Below are 17,678 nucleotides of genomic sequence, written 5' to 3'. Positions count from 1 at the left end.
AAATTCCGTATGCTCAATAAGGGTTCACCAATAAGAAAGGGAAATGTCAATGTCTAATAATATGACGATGCCAAAATCCGTCTTCCTTCTTATCGCGATTTTCGCGATATCCGTCAATATGCGTCCTGCTATTACATCCATCGGACCTATGCTTGAAACGATTCGGGAAGAGCTGACGCTATCGAATGCACAAGTCACCCTTCTCACCTCCATTCCCGTCATCTGCATGGGGATTTTTGCGTCTTTGGCACCGCTGTTGAACCGGATATTCGGATTGAAACGTACGATGTTTGTCATGATTACGCTCATCGGGCTGACAACAGCGCTACGGGGTTTCGTAACGGGATTGCCGGTGTTGCTTAGTACGGCTTTCGTTGTCGGCATCGCAATCGCAGTCATCGGCCCACTATTATCCGCGATGATCAAACAAAATTTTCCTGATCGTGCCGCATCGGTTATCGGCATCTATTCATTCGGAATGGGCGTTGGATCGGCAGCGAGTGCAGGGTTGACTGCTGTCTTTTATGAAGCGACTGGATCTTATCTTTTCGCATTGAGCATTTGGGCTGTATTGGCGTTGATCGGTTTTGTCTCTTGGTTTTTGGCCGTTAAAGGGCAGGGGGAAGTTCGTCAACAAGCACCGTTGGCTGTCCATGAAAAACGGAAAAAGGCAGGTTCACCGTGGAAATCTTGGAAAGCGTGGTTGTTCCTTCTCTTTTTCGGCTCTCAATCAGCCGCCTTCTTTTCCATTACGACTTGGTTGGCACCGATTGCCATGTCCGCCGGAATGACTTTGCTTCAGGCAAGTACACTTCTTAGTATTATGATGACTGTCCAGATCTTCATGAATATCCTCATTCCCCTATTGATGCAACGTTTTCCGGCACGTAAGTTTTGGCTTCTGTTTATTTTGATTTCAGGAATGATAGCAATCATCTTATTTTGGACGGGGATCCACTCGCTTATGTGGATAGGGGCGTTCATCATTGGAATTCCGCTTGGCGGCCTATTCCCAGCGGCATTATTATTTCCGCTCGATGAAACAGAAACGGCCGAAGAAACGAATGAATGGACAGCGATGATGCAAACAGGTGGGTTCATCATGGGAGGATTATTGCCGCTCCTCATTGCTTTGATGTATGACTGGACTTCCAATCATCACTATACGTTCATCATTATGTTGATGCTGTATGTGCTGATGATCCTCCTGACATTTTTGATTGGCGATAAAAAGAATAGCAAGTAGGGAAGACGTGCATACAAAAACGAGCTGGATCAAAACCAGGCTCATTTTTGTATGCATTAGAGTATATTAGGACCAATGGTTTGCGATAAATGTATCTCGTCCGGAACGTGCACGGTCTTCTTCATAATGGTCTCTTTCTTTTACATAATAATCTTGATGATACTCTTCTGCACGGTAAAACGTTTCTGCCGGGCGAATTGGCGTAACGATCGGTTTTGAGAAGATTCCGCTCGAACTCAGTTTCTCTTTTGACGCTTCGGCGATTTTACGTTGATCATCCGAATAGTGGAAGATGGCGGTAGTGTAGGAATGGCCACGGTCATGAAATTGTCCTTCCGCATCTGTCGGATCAATTTGCTGCCAGAACACCTCCAATAATTGTTCATAGGAGAAAACAGCAGGATCATATGTAATCTCGACGACTTCCAAATGACCGGAGTCACCTTTTTTGACAACTTCATATGTAGGGTTTTCAATATGACCACCCATATAGCCGGATACAACGTCTTCAATGCCGTCCCATTCTTTGAACGGCTTCACCATGCACCAAAAACAGCCACCTGCAAATGCGGCTTTTTCTAATTTCTTGCCTGTCAAACTCACCAACACCCTTCATGTCTATATACTTGAATTGTATCATATGAAGAAAGGAAATAATCGAAATAAGAGCGCCTGTAAGCGCCCTTATCCCAGAGGTTTCCCATTGAGCGGTGCCTTTTCTTAAACCTCGTTTTTAGTATACAAAGCTTGCGCCAATGATGATTAATAAAATGAAAAGCACAACAATTAAGGCAAATGAAGAACCATAGCCTCCGCCTCCGCAGTATTCACGTCCCATATTGTATACCCCCTTTTCGCACGGACATCAATGTATTATATGCGGAGTTGTGAGGTGGAACTGGGAAAATGTCATGGCGTTCGTTGTTCCCCAAAAGGATGGTGGAGAATGGTTCATTTTCGATTAGAACATGAATCAGACATTCCAATGAGAAGTTCACCATGACCCATGAGGCAAAATCAATTTACCGGAAAAACGACAGACCGCCATGGTATAATGATCGCAAGGGGACGCAACCAAGAGAATTTTCGTTCGTCCTATTGGCAAGATCATTTTTTGGGGGAATCAATTAATGGAAGATCAATACGAAGGGCCTATTCCGAAAAGGAGAAGGAAAAGAAGACTAAGGATCGGCAGGGTCATTTTTACACTCGCAACACTATGTTTCATCGCGGCAGGATTTTATTCCCTCATTCAATACAATGCAGGAAAATCGATTGCAAAAGGCAATGTCATAGACCCGGGACCATTCCAAGGGGACGCAGTGGATCCGAAATATACGTCTATTGAGAATTATTTGTTGCTAGGTGTAGATAATGATGGAAGTGGCAGATCTCGTACCGATACAATGATGGTGCTTTCTTGGGATAAAGGAGAAAAGACGATGCGTCTTATATCGTTCATGCGCGATATTTATGCGGATATTCCAGGCTATAAATCCTATAAATTGAATACTGCTTATTATTTAAATGGTGTCCAGACGGCAAAAGATACAATAACAGGTATGTTCGGCATTCCGATCCACCATTATGCCATTGTGGACTTTGATAATTTTGAATCGATTGTCGACATCGCTTTTCCTAAGGGTGTAGAAATTGATGTCAAAAAAGAAATGTCCGAAAAAATCGGTGTGACGTTAACGCCAGGGAGAAAAAGGTTGAATGGACAGGAACTACTTGGCTATGCCCGTTTCCGCGCGGATGCTGAAGGGGATTTTGGCCGTGTGGCACGCCAACAGGAAGTTATCTCCGCGATGAAAGGAGAAGCGATGCGACCTGGCATGATTGCTAACGTACCGAAACTGGCCGGCGCCTTAACCGGATTTATCAAAACAGATTTAACATCCAAAGACGAGATTACACGGGCTATGACCTTGTTATTGAATAAGGGGGCAGACATTGAAACGATGACAGTTCCAGTGGAAGGGACCTATTCATTCGAGCGTTATCCGCACGCAGGTTCCGTCATTGAATTGGATATTGAAAAAAACAAAGAAGCGATTGCCAATTTCCTTGGCATGCAGTTAGATTGAACGTTAAGTAGGGAAGGGGATGTCTATGGGGTTAAATGAAGAAGGTAAAACAAGTAACAAAATAGGACCGGAACGGAAACCCGGACAAGCATCTAATGTGATTCGATTTCTTGGGGGACGAAGTACGTTGTTCGTCCTCGTTTCCATTTTACTGATCGGTTTCATTATACTGATTTACAATCGGATTTCATTTATTTTTTATCCGATTACGGTTTTCTTTTCAACCGTTGTATTACCGGTACTTTTAGCCACGATCGCTTATTATTTGTTGCGACCGATTTTGCGTTTACTGGAAAAAATCAGAATATCGCGCATCTGGGGGATCTTGATCCTATTCCTCGGTGTCGCTGGTCTCGTGACACTGCTTGTCTTTCTGGTCTATCCATTTTTAAAAATCCAGTTCCATAATCTTGTTGAGGAATTCCCTACTTATTTCAGTGAATTACTCATCAATACTGACACTTTTTTACGTTCTTCCATTTTCGCTTCTTATTATGAAGGACTGGATATCAATGTCAATACGATATTGGAATCCATTCAAGGGAATATCGGGAAGCTATTCACTGATACGATTGGCGGAATTGCAAGTGGTGTGACATCCTTCATATCTGCTTTGACAGGCTTTGTTCTAGCCATTGTTACTGTTCCTTTCATCTTATTTTACTTATTAAAGGACGGGGAAAAACTTCCGAAACATATTTTGAAGATGTTACCACCTCGTATGCGGGACGATGCGAAAATCATTTTTCACGATGCGGATCGTCAAATCAGTTCTTATGTCCAAGGGCAAATCCTTGTAGCTATTTGTATCGGTATTATGGTTTCCATCGGATTTTTCATCATCGGTATGAAGTATGCGTTGTTACTTGGGGTACTGGCTATGTTTACAAGTGTTGTCCCTTATTTGGGACCGATCATCGCCATTACACCCGCTGCGATCATTGCGATCGTCACTTCACCATTGATGCTTATTAAATTGGCAGTTGTCTGGACGATTGTTCAATTGGTGGAAGGGAAGTTTATTTCTCCTCAAATTATGGGTAAATCCTTACATATCCATCCGATTACCATTATATTTGTTCTACTGACAGCGGGTTCGATTTTTGGAGTGGCAGGTGTCATTCTCGGGATACCGGGCTATGCGTTGTTGAAAGTGGTTGTCACTCATTTATTCGAATTATTCAAAATGCGGTATAATAGATATGAACCTAATGAAAATCTACATTATGAACATTCCGATAGTCAAGAAGCGGAGGAAGAGAAATGATGATTCAATTTCTATCGAAGATTGAACATGGTACGTTGACGATTGAGACAAACATCGATGGTCCGAATATGGCATTTGGAGAAACGTTATCGGGTACGGTTTACATCGAGGGAGAAGGCAGCGAAGAACTGATCGATTATATTGAAATCAGTTTGTTGAAACGCTCGGGTGAAGACAATACGGCCATTGCTAGACATTCCGCTGAACTGATGAGTGACACGAAGTCTAAAGAGACGTGGATGATTGCATTTGAAATGGTACCTGATGAAAGATGGGAAACCCAATCCGATGCCGAGATGCTCATCTTACGGACCACCGTATATTTGAAAGATGGCATGACGCTGCAAGATGAAGACCGAATCAGTTATGATTAACTTGACGAGAAAACGCGCCCCGATGTGGAGGGCGCGTTTTTTCGTCAAGCTTCTTCAAATCTTGTATAATTGAAAAAAGATTGAAAAAGGGGAGTTCTGAATGGAAAAGATCGTACCTATTTTTTATTCATTATCGAAGAGCATGCAAAGCATTCATAAATCGAGCTGCGACAATATTTCCACCGTTCAAAGCACGATTATTTATGAGTTATCCTTGTTATCGAAACCCTCGATGCAAATGGTTGCCGATGCTGTTGGTATGGATATTACGACTTTTTCCCGGCAAATCAGGACATTGGAGAAGAAAGAATTGGTCGCAAGAACGCCATTTGAAGGAGATCGGCGGATTCATATTCTCTCATTAACCGAGAAAGGAAGACAGGTGGTAAATTCCATCAATGAAATCATCGCGGCTAAAATGAAAAGTGCCTTCGCGACGATGAATGATTTCGAGCGAGAAACCGTTCTTCGTTCCTTGCAAGCTTTGGATGGAAAATTACAAGAAAGCAAAGGTAAAGAGAAGGGGTAAGTCGAATTTGTGTTCTACAAATGACTATCCCCTCCGATAGTTGCAATATGCAAGTATTGAAAACGTGTCCTTTGTAAATTGCAAATGCTTGTCGATTTATAAAAGAAGTTCATCAAGATAATGAAACTGTTTATTTGCATTGTGCAACTAACTCCAAATTCGCCTATTTGAATTGGTTTAACTACGAGCTTGAGGAGGTATCGCACATACTACATCGTATTTATTTTTTTCTATACGAAATCGGATTCTGTTTATACTCCGTTTATATAGATTTCATAAAATGAGCATATCGACAAAAAGAGAAAGTAGGGACTCACGCATGACAAACATATTGATCGTGGATGATGATCCGCATATGCGGGAATTGGTTGGGCTTTTCTTGCGGCCTGCGGGCTTTGAAATTGTAGAATCCTCTGATGGGGTGGAAGCATTAGCGACGCTTGAGTCAATGAAGGCAGACCTGGTCATCCTGGATATTATGATGCCTAACATGGACGGGTGGGAGTTATGCCGGGAAATCCGTAAACAGTATGATATTCCTTTACTGATGCTAACGGCCAAAGGCGACACGACTCAAAAAGTGAAGGGGTTTGAACTAGGAACCGATGATTATCTCGTTAAGCCATTCGAACCTGCGGAGTTGGTTGTGCGTGTAAAGGCATTACTAAAACGCTATCGAATTGCCATTTCACAGACAGTGCAAATCGGTGGGCTGATGATGGATCGCAATACATATGAAGTGTTGGTAGAAAACAGACGTGTGGAGTTGCCATTGAAGGAATTTGAGCTACTCTTTAAATTGGCCAGCTATCCTGGGAAGACATTTTCGAGGGAACAACTGATTGAAGATATATGGGGTTTTGATTATGAAGGAACAGATCGAACAGTTGATGTGCATATTAACCGGTTGCGCGAGCGTTTCCCGGATACGACCAGCGGTTTCAAAATACGTACCATCCGGGGATTGGGCTACCGTCTTGAGGGAATGGAATGAGTAAAATTTTACGGTTGGGGACAATGGTCGCCGGCATTGTCTTCTTTTGGTCCGCGGCATATGTCGGAACATCGTTTCTATACAAAGAATGGAACATGAACACGAGTGATTTTTCTAGAGGATTGTTAACGTTATTTGTCATGATTTTATTGATCATTGTCACGATATGGACGATTTCAAAGCGTGCACATCCAAAGCGAATAGATTTTTTTACTGTGATGATTAATGCAATGAAAAGAATTTCCAAAGGCGATTATAATTTCAAGGTAGCCAACCAATTTGAACATAAAAAGGATCATCCTTTTGGCAAAATTGTAGAAGGAATCAATGAGATGGCGGAGGAGCTGAATCAGATGGAGGAGCTGCGCCAAGAGTTTATCTCGAATGTCTCCCATGAAATCCAATCACCACTTGCTTCCATTAGCGGTTTTGCTAATGTATTAAAACAATCTGATTTAACGATGGAAGAACGTCAACATTATCTTGGAATCATTGAGACGGAAAGCAGACGATTAGCCAATTTGAGCGATAATCTGTTGAAGCTGACATCCATCGAGTCCCAACATCATCCTTTTGAACCGATCGTGTATCGATTGGATAAACAAGTACGGGAAGTCATCTTATCGTGCGAACCCCAATGGCTAAAAAAATCGTTGGAATTGGATATTTCTTTGGATAAAGTGGAAATTACCGCCGATGAAGAATTGATGAGCCAAGTGTGGATTAATCTCATTACCAATAGTATCAAGTTCACCCCAGACGGTGGAAACTTGACGGTCATGCTTTACAAGCAAGGAGATACAGCGGTTGTGTCGATTGCAGATACGGGAATGGGGATGACCAAGGAAGACCAGGAGCATATATTTGAACGCTTCTATAAAGTGGATAAATCACGGAACCGTACGTTAGGTGGTAGCGGATTAGGTTTATCCATTGCCCAAAAAATTATCGACATGCACGACGGCTCGATTCATATACAGAGTCAATTGCATGAAGGAACGACCTTTACTGTTAGTTTACCGTTAGGGACGGAGTAGTGGTTGGAGAATCTATAGAGTAAGGAGAGTTTGGGAAATGGTAAAATTACTGAAACATTTTACCGCCTATAAATGGCTTGTCATGATAATACTTATGCTCGTTTTCGTGCAATCGATGGCAGACCTTTTTTTACCGACATTAATGGCGGATATTATTGACAAAGGGGTCGTCATTGGGGACATCCCTTACATTTGGAAAATCGGAGGCATCATGCTTTTAGTCGCTGCATTCGGCGCAATCGCATCCGTCGCGGCGAGTTATTATTCTTCAAAAGCTGCGATGGGCTTTGGCCGGGATATCCGTCGGAAAGTCTTTCAACATGTAGAGAGTTTTTCAATCCAAGATGCGGAGAGAATTGGGACTGCGTCTTTGATTACAAGAACGACGAATGATATTACGCAAGTTCAGCAAGTGATCGTGATGATGCTTCGTATGGTCGCCAGTGCGCCGATCATGTTTGTCGGCGGCTTGATCATGGCTGTTTCTAAGGATGCAAAATTATCGTTAATCATCGTTGCCACGATCCCTGTCCTCGCGGCTTCGGTTTTGCTCATTCTTTATAAAGGCGTTCCACTTTTTAAATTGGTACAAAAACGGCTGGATCGATTGAATCTTGTCATGCGTGAAAACTTGACAGGTATTCGTGTCATCCGTGCGTTTAACCGCGAAAAGCAAGAACAGGTCCGTCTTCAGAAAGCCAATAAGGACTTGACCGATGTTTCAATTAAAGTGAATAAAGTGATGGCGATTTTGATGCCGGTCATGATGTTAGTGATGAACTTAACAGTTGTGGGTGTCATTTGGTTCGGTGGCATTCGAATCGACAATGGCGGTATGCAAATCGGTGATTTAATGGCGTTTATCCAATATGTCATGCAAATCATGTTCGCCCTTGTCATGGCTTCTATGATGTTTATCATGGTACCACGTGCTTCCGTGTCCGCGAACCGGATCAATGAAGTGCTCGCCATGCAACCGACTTTTTTGAATGAAGGCACCCAAAAAGCGGATAAAGAGCGGGGAACACTTGAATATGACAATGTATCGTTCAGCTATCCAGGAGCCGAGGAACCTGCCTTATCGGACATCAGTTTTACCGCGAAATCGGGAGAAGTGACGGCTATTATCGGGGGAACAGGTTCCGGAAAAACAACGCTGATCAACTTGATACCCCGGTTTTACGATGTGACTGCGGGAACGATCAGGGTCAATGGTGTCGATATTCATGAATCATCCCAAAAAGAAGTGCGTTCGAAAATCGGTTTAGTGCCACAAAAAGCATTGCTGTTTTCGGGAACAATCGCAGACAATATCCGTTTTGGGAAACAAGATGCCACACAAGCTGAAATCGAACATGCTGCACGCATTGCGCAAGCGGAAGATTTTATCCTGAACATGAAAGACGGATATGACACTGTCATTGCACAAGGAGGAACGAATGTTTCCGGCGGGCAAAAACAGCGTTTATCCATTGCACGTGCATTGGTTCGAAAACCTGACCTCTACATTTTTGACGATAGTTTTTCCGCACTTGACTATAAAACAGATGCGCAATTGCGGGCAGCGCTGAAGGATGAAACGAAAGAAGCGACTGTCATCATCGTTGCCCAGCGAGTGAGCACGGTCATGGATGCTGATCGAATCATCGTATTGGAAAAAGGCGAAGTTGCCGGCATCGGTACACATCAAGAACTGTTGGAAAATAATACGGTCTATCGTGAAATCGTCGAGTCACAGATCTCGGAGGAGGAAAGCGCATGAGTGAACAAAAACGTTCACGCCCACAAGGCGGAGCCCCCATGGGACCTGGCGGGGGAAATATGATGATGGCTGGGCAAAAAGCCAAGGATTTTAAAGGTACGTTTCGCCGTCTGATCGGCTATTTAAAACCGCGTCGTAAGCATTTAATCGCCGTTTTGTTCACAGCTATTTTGAGTACGGTGTTTTCGGTCATCGGTCCGAAAATAATGGGGAATGCGATTACCGAGTTATTTGAAGGAGCTTACGGCAAGTTCACGGGTGTCCCAGGGGCAGCCATCGATTTTGCTGCGATCGGTATGCTACTCCTATTACTGGCAGGTTTATATGTCATCAGTAGTCTCTTTAGCTATATTCAGCAATACATCATGTCAAGTGTTGCGCAAAAAACCGTCTATGATTTGCGGGAAGACGTCAACGGTAAATTGGAAAAGCTACCACTTAAATATTACGATGGCCGACCGGTCGGTGAAACATTAAGTCGGGTGACAAATGATATCGATACGATCGGCAGTACGTTGCAACAAAGCTTGACGCAATTTATCACTTCCCTCGTAACGATTGTTGGGATTCTTGGAATGATGTTATATATTAGTCCCGTGTTGACGCTGATTGCGCTAGTCAGTTTACCGTTATCGATGTTCGGCATTCGCCCGATCTTGAAAAGATCTCAAAAGCATTTTGCTGATCAACAACGGACACTCGGTCAATTGAATGGGCATATTGAGGAGATGTATACGGGCCATCAAGTTGTCAAAGCGTTTAATTATGAAAAGAAAGCTCTTGCCGAGTTTGATGAAGTGAACGAACAATTGTATGATGCTGGCCGTAAAGCGCAATTCATTTCGGGCATAATTATGCCGATGATGTCGTTGATCGGGAACTTAAGTTACGTTGTCATTTGTGTCGTAGGCGGTATTTTGGTCACACAGCGGGCGATTTCAATTGGGGATATTCAAGCGTTTATTACGTATACACGCCAATTTACTCAGCCGATCATGCAGACGGCCAATATTGCGAATGTCATTCAGTCGACCATTGCGGCGGCAGAGCGCGTGTTTGAAGTTTTGGATGAAGCCGAAGAAGTGCAAGAAGAAACGGTCGTGCATTTGACACGTGCTGAGGGTGCGGTTGCATTTGAACAAGTTGACTTCGGTTATGGGGATGACTTGTTGATTGAGAATATGAATCTAAACGTGCGCCCAGGTCAAACGGTTGCTATTGTAGGGCCGACTGGTGCCGGAAAAACGACGTTGATCAATTTATTGATGCGCTTTTATGAGTTAAATGGCGGGAAGATTACCATTGACGGTTTTGATACAAGAGAAATGTCGCGTCAGGATCTTCGAACGACTTTTGGAATGGTGCTACAAGATACATGGCTCTTCAATGGGACGATTAAAGACAATATCGCTTTCGGAAAAGAAGGCGCAACAGATGAAGAAATTTTTGCTGCATCGAAAATGGCGCATGCCGATCATTTCATCCGGACTTTACCGGATGGCTATGATACGATTTTGAATGAGGAAGCTTCTAACATTTCCCAAGGGCAGAAGCAATTGATCACGATTGCCCGTGCGGTTCTGGCAAATCCATCGATTATGATTTTGGATGAAGCGACGTCAAGCGTGGATACGAGGACAGAAGTGCTTATTCAACAAGCGATGAATCGTTTAATGGAAGGCAGAACGAGCTTCGTTATTGCCCATCGCTTGTCAACCATTCGAGATGCCGATATCATTGTTGTGATGGATCAAGGGAAAGTCATTGAACAAGGAACACATGAGCAGTTGTTACAGGAAAATGGCTTTTATGCGGAGTTGTACAACAGTCAGTTTTCTACTAAACCTGCAATATAACTCATAAATAGCTCATCCATAAGCTGGTTTATTGGATGAGCTATTTTTATTTAAAAAATAAAATGAACGATTTGTCAGATTGAACGGTCTAATAGGTAACAGGGGGTGAGGGGATGGAATTTGATTTGGCAAAACGGGCCATTGCGGGTGATGAACAGGCGATCGTGGAGCTTTTGACGCAACATGAAGATACGCTCTATCGTACAGCTTATGCTTACTTGAAAAACGAGCACGATGCTGTTGAGGCGGTACAGGAGCTGACGTATCGAGCTTTAAAAAAGATTCATACCGTAAAAGAACCAACATACATAGCAACATGGCTTGTTCGCGTACTCATCAATATTTGTTTAGATATGAAAAAGAAGCAAAAGAAATTTGTCTACAATCAAGCTGTAGAAATTGTATCGACCGATCAGCAGTCATTTGAAATGGCTGATATCATCGCAAGTTTGCCAAAAGAACAACAGGAATTGATTTACTTAAAATATTTTCAAGATATGAAGAACGGGGACATTGCACAGCTGAAGCAAATTCCCGAAGGTACTGTGAAATCAAGGCTACATACGACGTTAAAAAAATTACGTGTACTCGTAGAAAAGGAGGAACTGTAAATGACCAACTTGAACGGGCAGGATTGGCAGAAGCTGAAGAAGGAGTTGGAAGCGATTCAATTCCCTAGCGAAGCCTTACACCAAGGGCGTGCAAAGGCTGTGCAACGTCATCGGCTGGCAAGGAAGAGAAAGCACCGTCTGTATGCAGTTGCAAGTGTCGCTACAGTTGTATTGCTGCTGTTTGTGACATCGATTCGCGTTTCCCCAGCGGTTGCGGAAGCTGTGGCCAAAATCCCGGGTTTTGCTTCTGTTGTGGGCATGATTGCTGTTGATAAAGGAATCCATGACATTGTCGACAATAATTACTATGAAGATCTTGGAATTGTACAAACACAGGGCGATTATACGCTGACATTGCGGAGTGTCATAGCGGATCATTCGGGCATGACGATCTTCTATAAGCTTGAATCCCCCTCAGATCTTTCCAAAGTAAGTATCACTTCTTTAGAGGTGACGCAACAAGGCATTCCATTTGGTGTCGTAAGTCCTTACGCCACCTCCCGAACGGGTGAAAGGACTGTACAAGAAGACAAAGTTGAAATTACGTATGCCGATGATTTATCTAATGACAATCTGTCATTTGAATTTAATATGCACTTGAGTGATGGGGAAGAGACACAGTTCACCGTGCCATTTACTTTCACCAAGCCAATCAAAGAACCGAAAGTATATGAATTGAACCGATCCGTTGTTGTAGATGGTCAAACCATTGACGTTAAGGAGTTAAAAATTTCGCCGTTGCGTGCAGAAATTCGACTCGCTGCTGATGAACAAAACACAATGCGGTTATTAAAATTCACATCGGTTCGCTTGATCGATGAGAATGGTGAAATTTGGGGTCAACCAATAAATGGCGATGGTGGGGTCCGCAATTTACGTGACGGTGAAGTAAGCATCTCTATGCAAAGCAATTACTTCAGGGAGCCGAAAAAATTAACGTTAGCGATGGAGGGAATTGAAGCACTTCCAAAAGGCTCGGACTATATCGAAGTCGATTTTGAGCAACAGAAAGTGTTGTATGTGCCAAGTGAACTGGATATTGATGTTCAAGTACCATCGGCCGATGCATTGGAAGTTACCTATCCACCTGGTAGTTGGCTACTATTGGCTGAAATAGTGGACCAAGTAGGCAATGATATCAGTAGTAATCTAATTGAAATGCATGTTAGTAGAGAGGCGCCTTATGTCACAGCTGTATCAACCTTTGATTTTGAGCATGAAATGAATCCAATTCGATTCAATATTAATAGCTACCCGATGTATTTGGATGGTAAAGTGGAAATTGATATTCCGCTTAATGAATAGGCTTCTACTTCCCAATTATTAAACACTTAAAAGGAACTGGCTTTTACGATGATAAAGCCCCATTTGTATATTCATTTTGCGAATGGGGATTTGCGATACCCTTGCGTAAGTCTCGATTGACGTGCATACTATTCTAGTATCCAATACTTGATATAGGGGTAGTTTGAAAATGAAAACTGATGAAATGACACTTAAAACAATGACGCCTGCATATGATCCATGGGAAGCTTATTTGGACGTACAGGAACATGGGAAATTGACATTATCGAGCATCGAATTCACGACGACGTATTTATGCAATATGCGCTGTGAACATTGCGCAGTCGGCTATATGTTACAGCATAAGGACCCGGACGCTTTGCCGATCGACTTGCTGACATCCCGGTTGGATGAGATACCTCATTTACGGACGATCAGCATTACGGGCGGTGAGCCGATGTTCTCCAAAAAGTCGGTGGAAAACTACGTTTTACCTTTGCTTAAATATGCGCATGAACGTGGCGTTCGCACACAAATGAACTCGAATCTGACCATGCCGCTTGACCGTTATCTGGCCATTGCACCTTATTTGGATGTGTTACACATCTCACATAACTGGGGAACGATCGATGACTTCGTAGATGGCGGATTTGCCAATATGGAACGAAAACCGTCCCGGGAACGTCGTGCTGAGCAGTTCGGGAGGATGATCGACAATAGCCGTGCATTAACGGAAGCAGGTGTCATGGTTTCAGCAGAGACGATGTTGAACAAACGGACACTGCCACATTTAGAACATATTCACCGTCAAATCGTTGAAGAGATGAAATGCGCACGCCACGAAGTGCATCCGATGTACCCAAGCGATTTTGCTTCACAACTTGAAGTGCTATCTTTGGATGAAACGCGGAAAGCGATTCACCAATTATTGGAAACGCGTAATGAAGATGTGTGGATGCTGTTCGGCACATTGCCGTTCTATCCTTGCAGTGATAACGAAGAAGATTTAGCTCTGTTAGAGCGGATTTATAGTAGTAAAAACGTTTCAGTACGCAATGATCCGGATGGAAGGTCCCGCTTGAACGTCAATATTTTTACTGGCGATGTGATCGTAACGGATTTTGGAGACACACCGCCAATGGGGAATATCCAAAAGGATTCGTTGCCAGAGATGCTCGATCGCTGGTTGGATCGCCCCCTTGCCAAATCTATCAGTTGCCACTGCCCGGCAGTCAACTGTCTCGGACCGAATCTATTAGTAAAAGATGCATACTATCCGGAAATGGATTTTATAAAAAGGCAAGCGGCCATTAGTCGCTGATCATCGACGCTATGTGGAGAATATACGTTCACCGCATAGTGTCTTTTTATCTTCGTTCAGCAAATGTTTTTGTACTGAAAGCGAAGCGTCAGCTACAGAAGACTTCCACCTCTATAGGTGGCGAGATGAATGCGGTTTTGTATTTCCTGTTCAGCGGGTGTCCAGACGCCCGCTGAACGAAGAGTAGAAGGCAACCTAAGTTCGCTGCGTCCTGCAGCAACGGTTGCATGACCTACCTCCTGTAGGCCCGCGAATGTCACAGATTTTTTAGAGGAGCTTTTCAAGCGAGCTCGAAAAAATCTGGACGCAATCACGCCGAGGCGCGATTGATCTTTATTCAGCAACCTATCATTTTTATCGGCAAAATAGATATGAAACTGTTGCGAGTTGTATAAGCTGGAAATAAGAATGTTTACAAGGAGCGGTGATGTGTATAAACGGTTTGCAGTGATTGGCCTTATTCTCTTCTTATGTGGTTGTAGTTCGAAGGTGACCGTTTCTGAAATCAGTTTAGCACAGGCAGAACAAGACGTACTGAAGTTTATCAATATTGTTCATGAGGAAAACGGACGTTATCTTTATACGGATGACAACAACCAAATTTATATATTTTTAAATGAGAAATACGTAAAGCGGGGACAGGACGCAGTGCATTTTACGGCTTTCTATATAACAGTCCAGCAAGATGAATTGAATGTATTTATTAATCAGGATTATGCTTCGGATTACTCGGATAATGAGTTGAAATACCAAGCACTCTATAAAGTTTCCACACTGGGAGAGTTTGATAGGATTAATCTGTTCAGTAACGGGCAACCTGTTTCATTCGATCGGATTTTTAGCAGAGAATCGTAAGTAAAGTATAGGTCACATAGTGAACTTTACTGCCTGAATTTCGTTTACAGTATAAAGCCGGAGAAGGGTGGGATGAAAAATGATCGCTAATTACCAAGAGCCTTCATTTGAACTGTTTTCAATAGCACATCTGACTGCAATCGGTGGATTAGGCTTGTCCATCTTAGTACTTTCCCTCTTCAGAAAGGCAACACCAGCGCCCGCGAAAGTGGAGCGTCTTTTCGCATTGACCTTATTGTTCATGGAAGTTTCCTATCATGCTTGGATGATAAGCTCAGGCAGATGGATGGCTAGCCAGTCTTTGCCATTGGAATTATGTAGTATCAGTTTGATGGCCGCAATAGTTCTTCTTTGGACGGGAAACAGGCATCTTATCGATTTTGTCTTTTTTGCGGGTATCGGAGGAGCGCTCCAAGCAATGGCAACACCTGTATTGGACATCGGATTTCCACATTTCAGGTACTTTCATTTTTTCTACATACATATCGGCATTATTTTGACTGCACTTTATTTTACTTGGATGAAAGGCTATCGGCCGAAATTCAAAGGAATTATGAAAACAATGCTCGCTTTAAACTTGTTATTACCGGTTATCATGGCTGTCAATGCCCTGACTCAAGGAAATTATATGTTTTTGCGGGAGAAGCCTGTGAATGGCAGCCTGCTCGATTATTTGGGGCCTTATCCTTGGTATATCCTTTCCCTCGAAGGGGTGGCATTTATCATTTTTATCTGCCTATGGCAATTATTCAGGGGGCGGCGTCATTCCGAGAACAAGTGAATGCCGTGTGCTACGTCCTAAGTCTTAGAAGCATTCCGTTCTCAAGTCTATTCAGTTGAGAACTGTAACTGTCTATAATAGAGATTGCAAAGTGAAATGATTCCGTTGCTTGAAGGAGGTACATGTATGGCGAATTATACGTCGGAGGTGCAAGACGAACTGCTTTTTTGGAAGCGTAAACTGACAAAACGATCCGGAATGATCAGTCGAGCATCAAAGGGCGCACAGATGAAAGTGAACAGTCTTATCCCTGAAAAAGTGCATAAAGTAGTGACAGAAAGCATTAAAAATATGGTGAAAGCAACGCTGGTCGGTTCGAATCTTACAACGAAAAAACAACAAGCGATTGGTCTTAGCCTTTATGAACGAGATGAGCTGTTCAAAGAGAAGTTATCGACTTTTCGAAAAACTGCCGTAGTCGAAGGGGCAGGAACAGGAGCAGGTGGTATTATGCTCGGTTTAGCGGACTTTCCCTTGCTCTTATCCATAAAAATGAAATTTTTATTTGAAACGGCAGCTGTCTACGGATTTGATACGAATGAATATGAAGAGCGCCTTTTTCTGTTACATGTGTTCCAACTAGCCTTTTCAAGTGACGAAAAGCGAAAAGAAACATTGAACATCATTGAAAATTGGGAACACCAAAAGTACTTGATCGCTGATATGGATTGGCAAGAATTCCAACAAGAATATCGGGATTACATCGATTTGGTGAAATTGTTCCAATTGATACCCGGATTTGGCGCGATTGTAGGAGCTTTTGCAAACTACAATCTGCTCGATCAACTTGGGGAAACGGCGATGAATTGTTATCGGCTACGAACTTTGCAACAACAATAAGTGCCTGCTAGACAGAATGGGAGTGAATGATGGATGGTTTTACCGAAAAAGTGGTTTGTCTTTTTAGTGATCGGCTTGGTTTTTGGGGTCGCTATCGCATTTGTATTGAAATCTGGACTGTTTTTCGAAGACAGTGCCCGAAAAAAAGTGATTGAGAATCCTTCCTTTTCGAGGATTGACGTTTCCACGTCTAATGCGGTCATCGAAGTGATTTCAACAAAGAATAAGGAAGCTGTTGTAGCGTATTCCGGCAAGAAAGGCAACTATCGATTTGATGTGAAAGAAAAAGGCGATACGCTCGTCATCGAGCTCAAGAGGAAAGGATGGCGTTTCTTCAATTTCAACTTTTCACGCCAACCGTTACGATTGACCGTCGAAGTTCCGGAAAAACAATATGCATTGATCCAGGCCAAATCGGATAATGGAAGGATACAGGCAGAACGTTTGCAAGCGGATGAGCTGGTGTTCCAAACCGATAATGGAAGAATCGAACTGAAACAGCTAGAGGCTTCCAAAATCCATGTGAAATCAGATAATGGTCGAATCGAGCTTCAACAGGTCCAAGGTGACATCATAGGCAAGACGGATAATGGAAGAATCACAGTTCTGACAGACCATTTGGATCAATCCATCGATTTAAGTTCGGATAACGGTCGAATTGAAATTCAGACATTGAAGGAACCGACTAATGCGACCATAGATGTGGATACGGATAACGGCAGAATAAGCATTTTCGGCAAAGAGAATAAACAACTGACATTCGGAAAAGGCGAACATACGATTAAATTAAGATCCGATAATGGAAGAATAACAATAGCGAAATGATAGGTG

At 43.0% G+C, this 17,678-nt stretch carries 18 protein-coding genes; 16 read left to right on the top strand and 2 right to left on the bottom strand.

Annotated elements, in window-relative coordinates; genetic code table 11:
- The first annotated feature begins 49 nt into the window (after positions 1 to 49).
- Positions 50 to 1,246, top strand: a complete 1,197-nt coding sequence (locus ACFPRA_RS01125; RefSeq protein ID WP_381429585.1) for an MFS transporter — start codon at positions 50 to 52, stop codon at positions 1,244 to 1,246.
- Positions 1,247 to 1,312: 66 nt separating this feature from the next.
- Here the strand turns inward: ACFPRA_RS01125 and msrA are convergent, their stop codons facing one another.
- A complete protein-coding gene (gene msrA, locus ACFPRA_RS01120) occupies positions 1,313 to 1,843 on the bottom strand; it encodes a peptide-methionine (S)-S-oxide reductase MsrA (RefSeq protein ID WP_381429583.1) in 531 nt (176 codons plus the stop codon).
- Positions 1,844 to 1,979: 136 nt separating this feature from the next.
- Positions 1,980 to 2,084, bottom strand: coding sequence for a YjcZ family sporulation protein (locus tag ACFPRA_RS01115; RefSeq protein ID WP_381429581.1), 105 nt, complete (start codon positions 2,082 to 2,084; stop codon positions 1,980 to 1,982).
- Positions 2,085 to 2,376: 292 nt separating this feature from the next.
- On the opposite strand from ACFPRA_RS01115, the gene ACFPRA_RS01110 reads away from it, so the two are divergent.
- The 15 genes from ACFPRA_RS01110 to ACFPRA_RS01040 all read left to right on the top strand — a co-directional run bounded on the left by ACFPRA_RS01110 (position 2,377) and on the right by ACFPRA_RS01040 (position 17,672).
- A complete protein-coding gene (locus tag ACFPRA_RS01110; RefSeq protein ID WP_381429579.1) occupies positions 2,377 to 3,336 on the top strand; it encodes an LCP family protein in 960 nt (319 codons plus the stop codon).
- 25 nt (positions 3,337 to 3,361) lie between these two features.
- Positions 3,362 to 4,603 carry an AI-2E family transporter gene (locus tag ACFPRA_RS01105; protein WP_381429577.1) on the top strand — a complete coding sequence of 414 codons (1,242 nt, stop codon included), beginning with the start codon at positions 3,362 to 3,364 and terminating at the stop codon, positions 4,601 to 4,603.
- Positions 4,600 to 4,977, top strand: a complete 378-nt coding sequence (locus ACFPRA_RS01100) for a sporulation protein (RefSeq protein ID WP_381429575.1) — start codon at positions 4,600 to 4,602, stop codon at positions 4,975 to 4,977. The genes ACFPRA_RS01105 and ACFPRA_RS01100 overlap by 4 nt, the downstream gene beginning before the upstream one ends.
- 100 nt (positions 4,978 to 5,077) lie before the next feature.
- Positions 5,078 to 5,506 (top strand): MarR family winged helix-turn-helix transcriptional regulator, encoded by a 429-nt coding sequence (locus ACFPRA_RS01095; protein WP_381429573.1) that lies wholly within the window; start codon positions 5,078 to 5,080, stop codon positions 5,504 to 5,506.
- A gap of 319 nt (positions 5,507 to 5,825) precedes the next feature.
- Positions 5,826 to 6,500, top strand: coding sequence for a response regulator transcription factor (locus ACFPRA_RS01090; RefSeq protein ID WP_381429571.1), 675 nt, complete (start codon positions 5,826 to 5,828; stop codon positions 6,498 to 6,500).
- Positions 6,497 to 7,537, top strand: a complete 1,041-nt coding sequence (locus ACFPRA_RS01085; RefSeq protein WP_381429569.1) for a HAMP domain-containing sensor histidine kinase — start codon at positions 6,497 to 6,499, stop codon at positions 7,535 to 7,537. Before ACFPRA_RS01090 ends, ACFPRA_RS01085 begins: the two co-directional genes overlap by 4 nt.
- 37 nt (positions 7,538 to 7,574) lie before the next feature.
- Entirely contained in the window at positions 7,575 to 9,299 is a 1,725-nt protein-coding gene (locus tag ACFPRA_RS01080; RefSeq protein WP_381429567.1) for an ABC transporter ATP-binding protein, read from the top strand.
- Entirely contained in the window at positions 9,296 to 11,155 is a 1,860-nt protein-coding gene (locus tag ACFPRA_RS01075) for an ABC transporter ATP-binding protein (RefSeq protein ID WP_381429565.1), read from the top strand. Before ACFPRA_RS01080 ends, ACFPRA_RS01075 begins: the two co-directional genes overlap by 4 nt.
- A 113-nt stretch (positions 11,156 to 11,268) precedes the next feature.
- Entirely contained in the window at positions 11,269 to 11,766 is a 498-nt protein-coding gene (locus ACFPRA_RS01070; protein WP_381429563.1) for a sigma-70 family RNA polymerase sigma factor, read from the top strand.
- A complete protein-coding gene (locus ACFPRA_RS01065; protein WP_381429561.1) occupies positions 11,767 to 13,071 on the top strand; it encodes a DUF4179 domain-containing protein in 1,305 nt (434 codons plus the stop codon).
- A 169-nt stretch (positions 13,072 to 13,240) separates the two neighbouring features.
- The gene (yfkAB, locus tag ACFPRA_RS01060) at positions 13,241 to 14,371 is read left to right on the top strand and encodes a radical SAM/CxCxxxxC motif protein YfkAB (RefSeq protein WP_381429559.1); all 1,131 of its coding nucleotides are present in this window, start codon (positions 13,241 to 13,243) and stop codon (positions 14,369 to 14,371) included.
- Between the two features lie 429 nt (positions 14,372 to 14,800).
- Positions 14,801 to 15,226, top strand: a complete 426-nt coding sequence (locus tag ACFPRA_RS01055) for a hypothetical protein (protein WP_381429557.1) — start codon at positions 14,801 to 14,803, stop codon at positions 15,224 to 15,226.
- Positions 15,227 to 15,305: 79 nt separating this feature from the next.
- Positions 15,306 to 16,007, top strand: coding sequence for a YwaF family protein (locus tag ACFPRA_RS01050; RefSeq protein WP_381429555.1), 702 nt, complete (start codon positions 15,306 to 15,308; stop codon positions 16,005 to 16,007).
- Between the two features lie 126 nt (positions 16,008 to 16,133).
- Complete coding sequence (locus tag ACFPRA_RS01045) at positions 16,134 to 16,847, top strand: EcsC family protein (protein WP_381429553.1); 714 nt, start codon at positions 16,134 to 16,136, stop codon at positions 16,845 to 16,847.
- A gap of 33 nt (positions 16,848 to 16,880) precedes the next feature.
- Positions 16,881 to 17,672 (top strand): DUF4097 family beta strand repeat-containing protein, encoded by a 792-nt coding sequence (locus ACFPRA_RS01040; protein ID WP_381429552.1) that lies wholly within the window; start codon positions 16,881 to 16,883, stop codon positions 17,670 to 17,672.
- Positions 17,673 to 17,678 lie beyond the last annotated feature (6 nt).

This window comes from Sporosarcina soli, from assembly GCF_042655805.1.
Taxonomy (GTDB): domain Bacteria; phylum Bacillota; class Bacilli; order Bacillales_A; family Planococcaceae; genus Sporosarcina; species Sporosarcina soli.
Note: the sequence above shows the minus strand (reverse complement) of the source record. Positions and strands in the feature narration are given on the sequence as shown.

Bases quoted from the DNA above. Each gene is read 5' to 3' on its own strand.
- ACFPRA_RS01125 (WP_381429585.1), top strand. From the start codon at position 50: ATGTCTAATAATATGACGATGCCAAAATCCGTCTTCCTTCTTATCGCG.
- ACFPRA_RS01115 (WP_381429581.1), bottom strand. From the start codon at position 2,084: ATGGGACGTGAATACTGCGGAGGCGGAGGCTATGGTTCTTCATTTGCC.
- ACFPRA_RS01110 (WP_381429579.1), top strand. From the start codon at position 2,377: ATGGAAGATCAATACGAAGGGCCTATTCCGAAAAGGAGAAGGAAAAGA.
- ACFPRA_RS01105 (WP_381429577.1), top strand. From the start codon at position 3,362: ATGGGGTTAAATGAAGAAGGTAAAACAAGTAACAAAATAGGACCGGAA.
- ACFPRA_RS01100 (WP_381429575.1), top strand. From the start codon at position 4,600: ATGATGATTCAATTTCTATCGAAGATTGAACATGGTACGTTGACGATT.
- ACFPRA_RS01095 (WP_381429573.1), top strand. From the start codon at position 5,078: ATGGAAAAGATCGTACCTATTTTTTATTCATTATCGAAGAGCATGCAA.
- ACFPRA_RS01090 (WP_381429571.1), top strand. From the start codon at position 5,826: ATGACAAACATATTGATCGTGGATGATGATCCGCATATGCGGGAATTG.
- ACFPRA_RS01085 (WP_381429569.1), top strand. From the start codon at position 6,497: ATGAGTAAAATTTTACGGTTGGGGACAATGGTCGCCGGCATTGTCTTC.
- ACFPRA_RS01080 (WP_381429567.1), top strand. From the start codon at position 7,575: ATGGTAAAATTACTGAAACATTTTACCGCCTATAAATGGCTTGTCATG.
- ACFPRA_RS01075 (WP_381429565.1), top strand. From the start codon at position 9,296: ATGAGTGAACAAAAACGTTCACGCCCACAAGGCGGAGCCCCCATGGGA.
- ACFPRA_RS01070 (WP_381429563.1), top strand. From the start codon at position 11,269: ATGGAATTTGATTTGGCAAAACGGGCCATTGCGGGTGATGAACAGGCG.
- ACFPRA_RS01065 (WP_381429561.1), top strand. From the start codon at position 11,767: ATGACCAACTTGAACGGGCAGGATTGGCAGAAGCTGAAGAAGGAGTTG.
- yfkAB (WP_381429559.1), top strand. From the start codon at position 13,241: ATGAAAACTGATGAAATGACACTTAAAACAATGACGCCTGCATATGAT.
- ACFPRA_RS01050 (WP_381429555.1), top strand. From the start codon at position 15,306: ATGATCGCTAATTACCAAGAGCCTTCATTTGAACTGTTTTCAATAGCA.
- ACFPRA_RS01045 (WP_381429553.1), top strand. From the start codon at position 16,134: ATGGCGAATTATACGTCGGAGGTGCAAGACGAACTGCTTTTTTGGAAG.
- ACFPRA_RS01040 (WP_381429552.1), top strand. From the start codon at position 16,881: ATGGTTTTACCGAAAAAGTGGTTTGTCTTTTTAGTGATCGGCTTGGTT.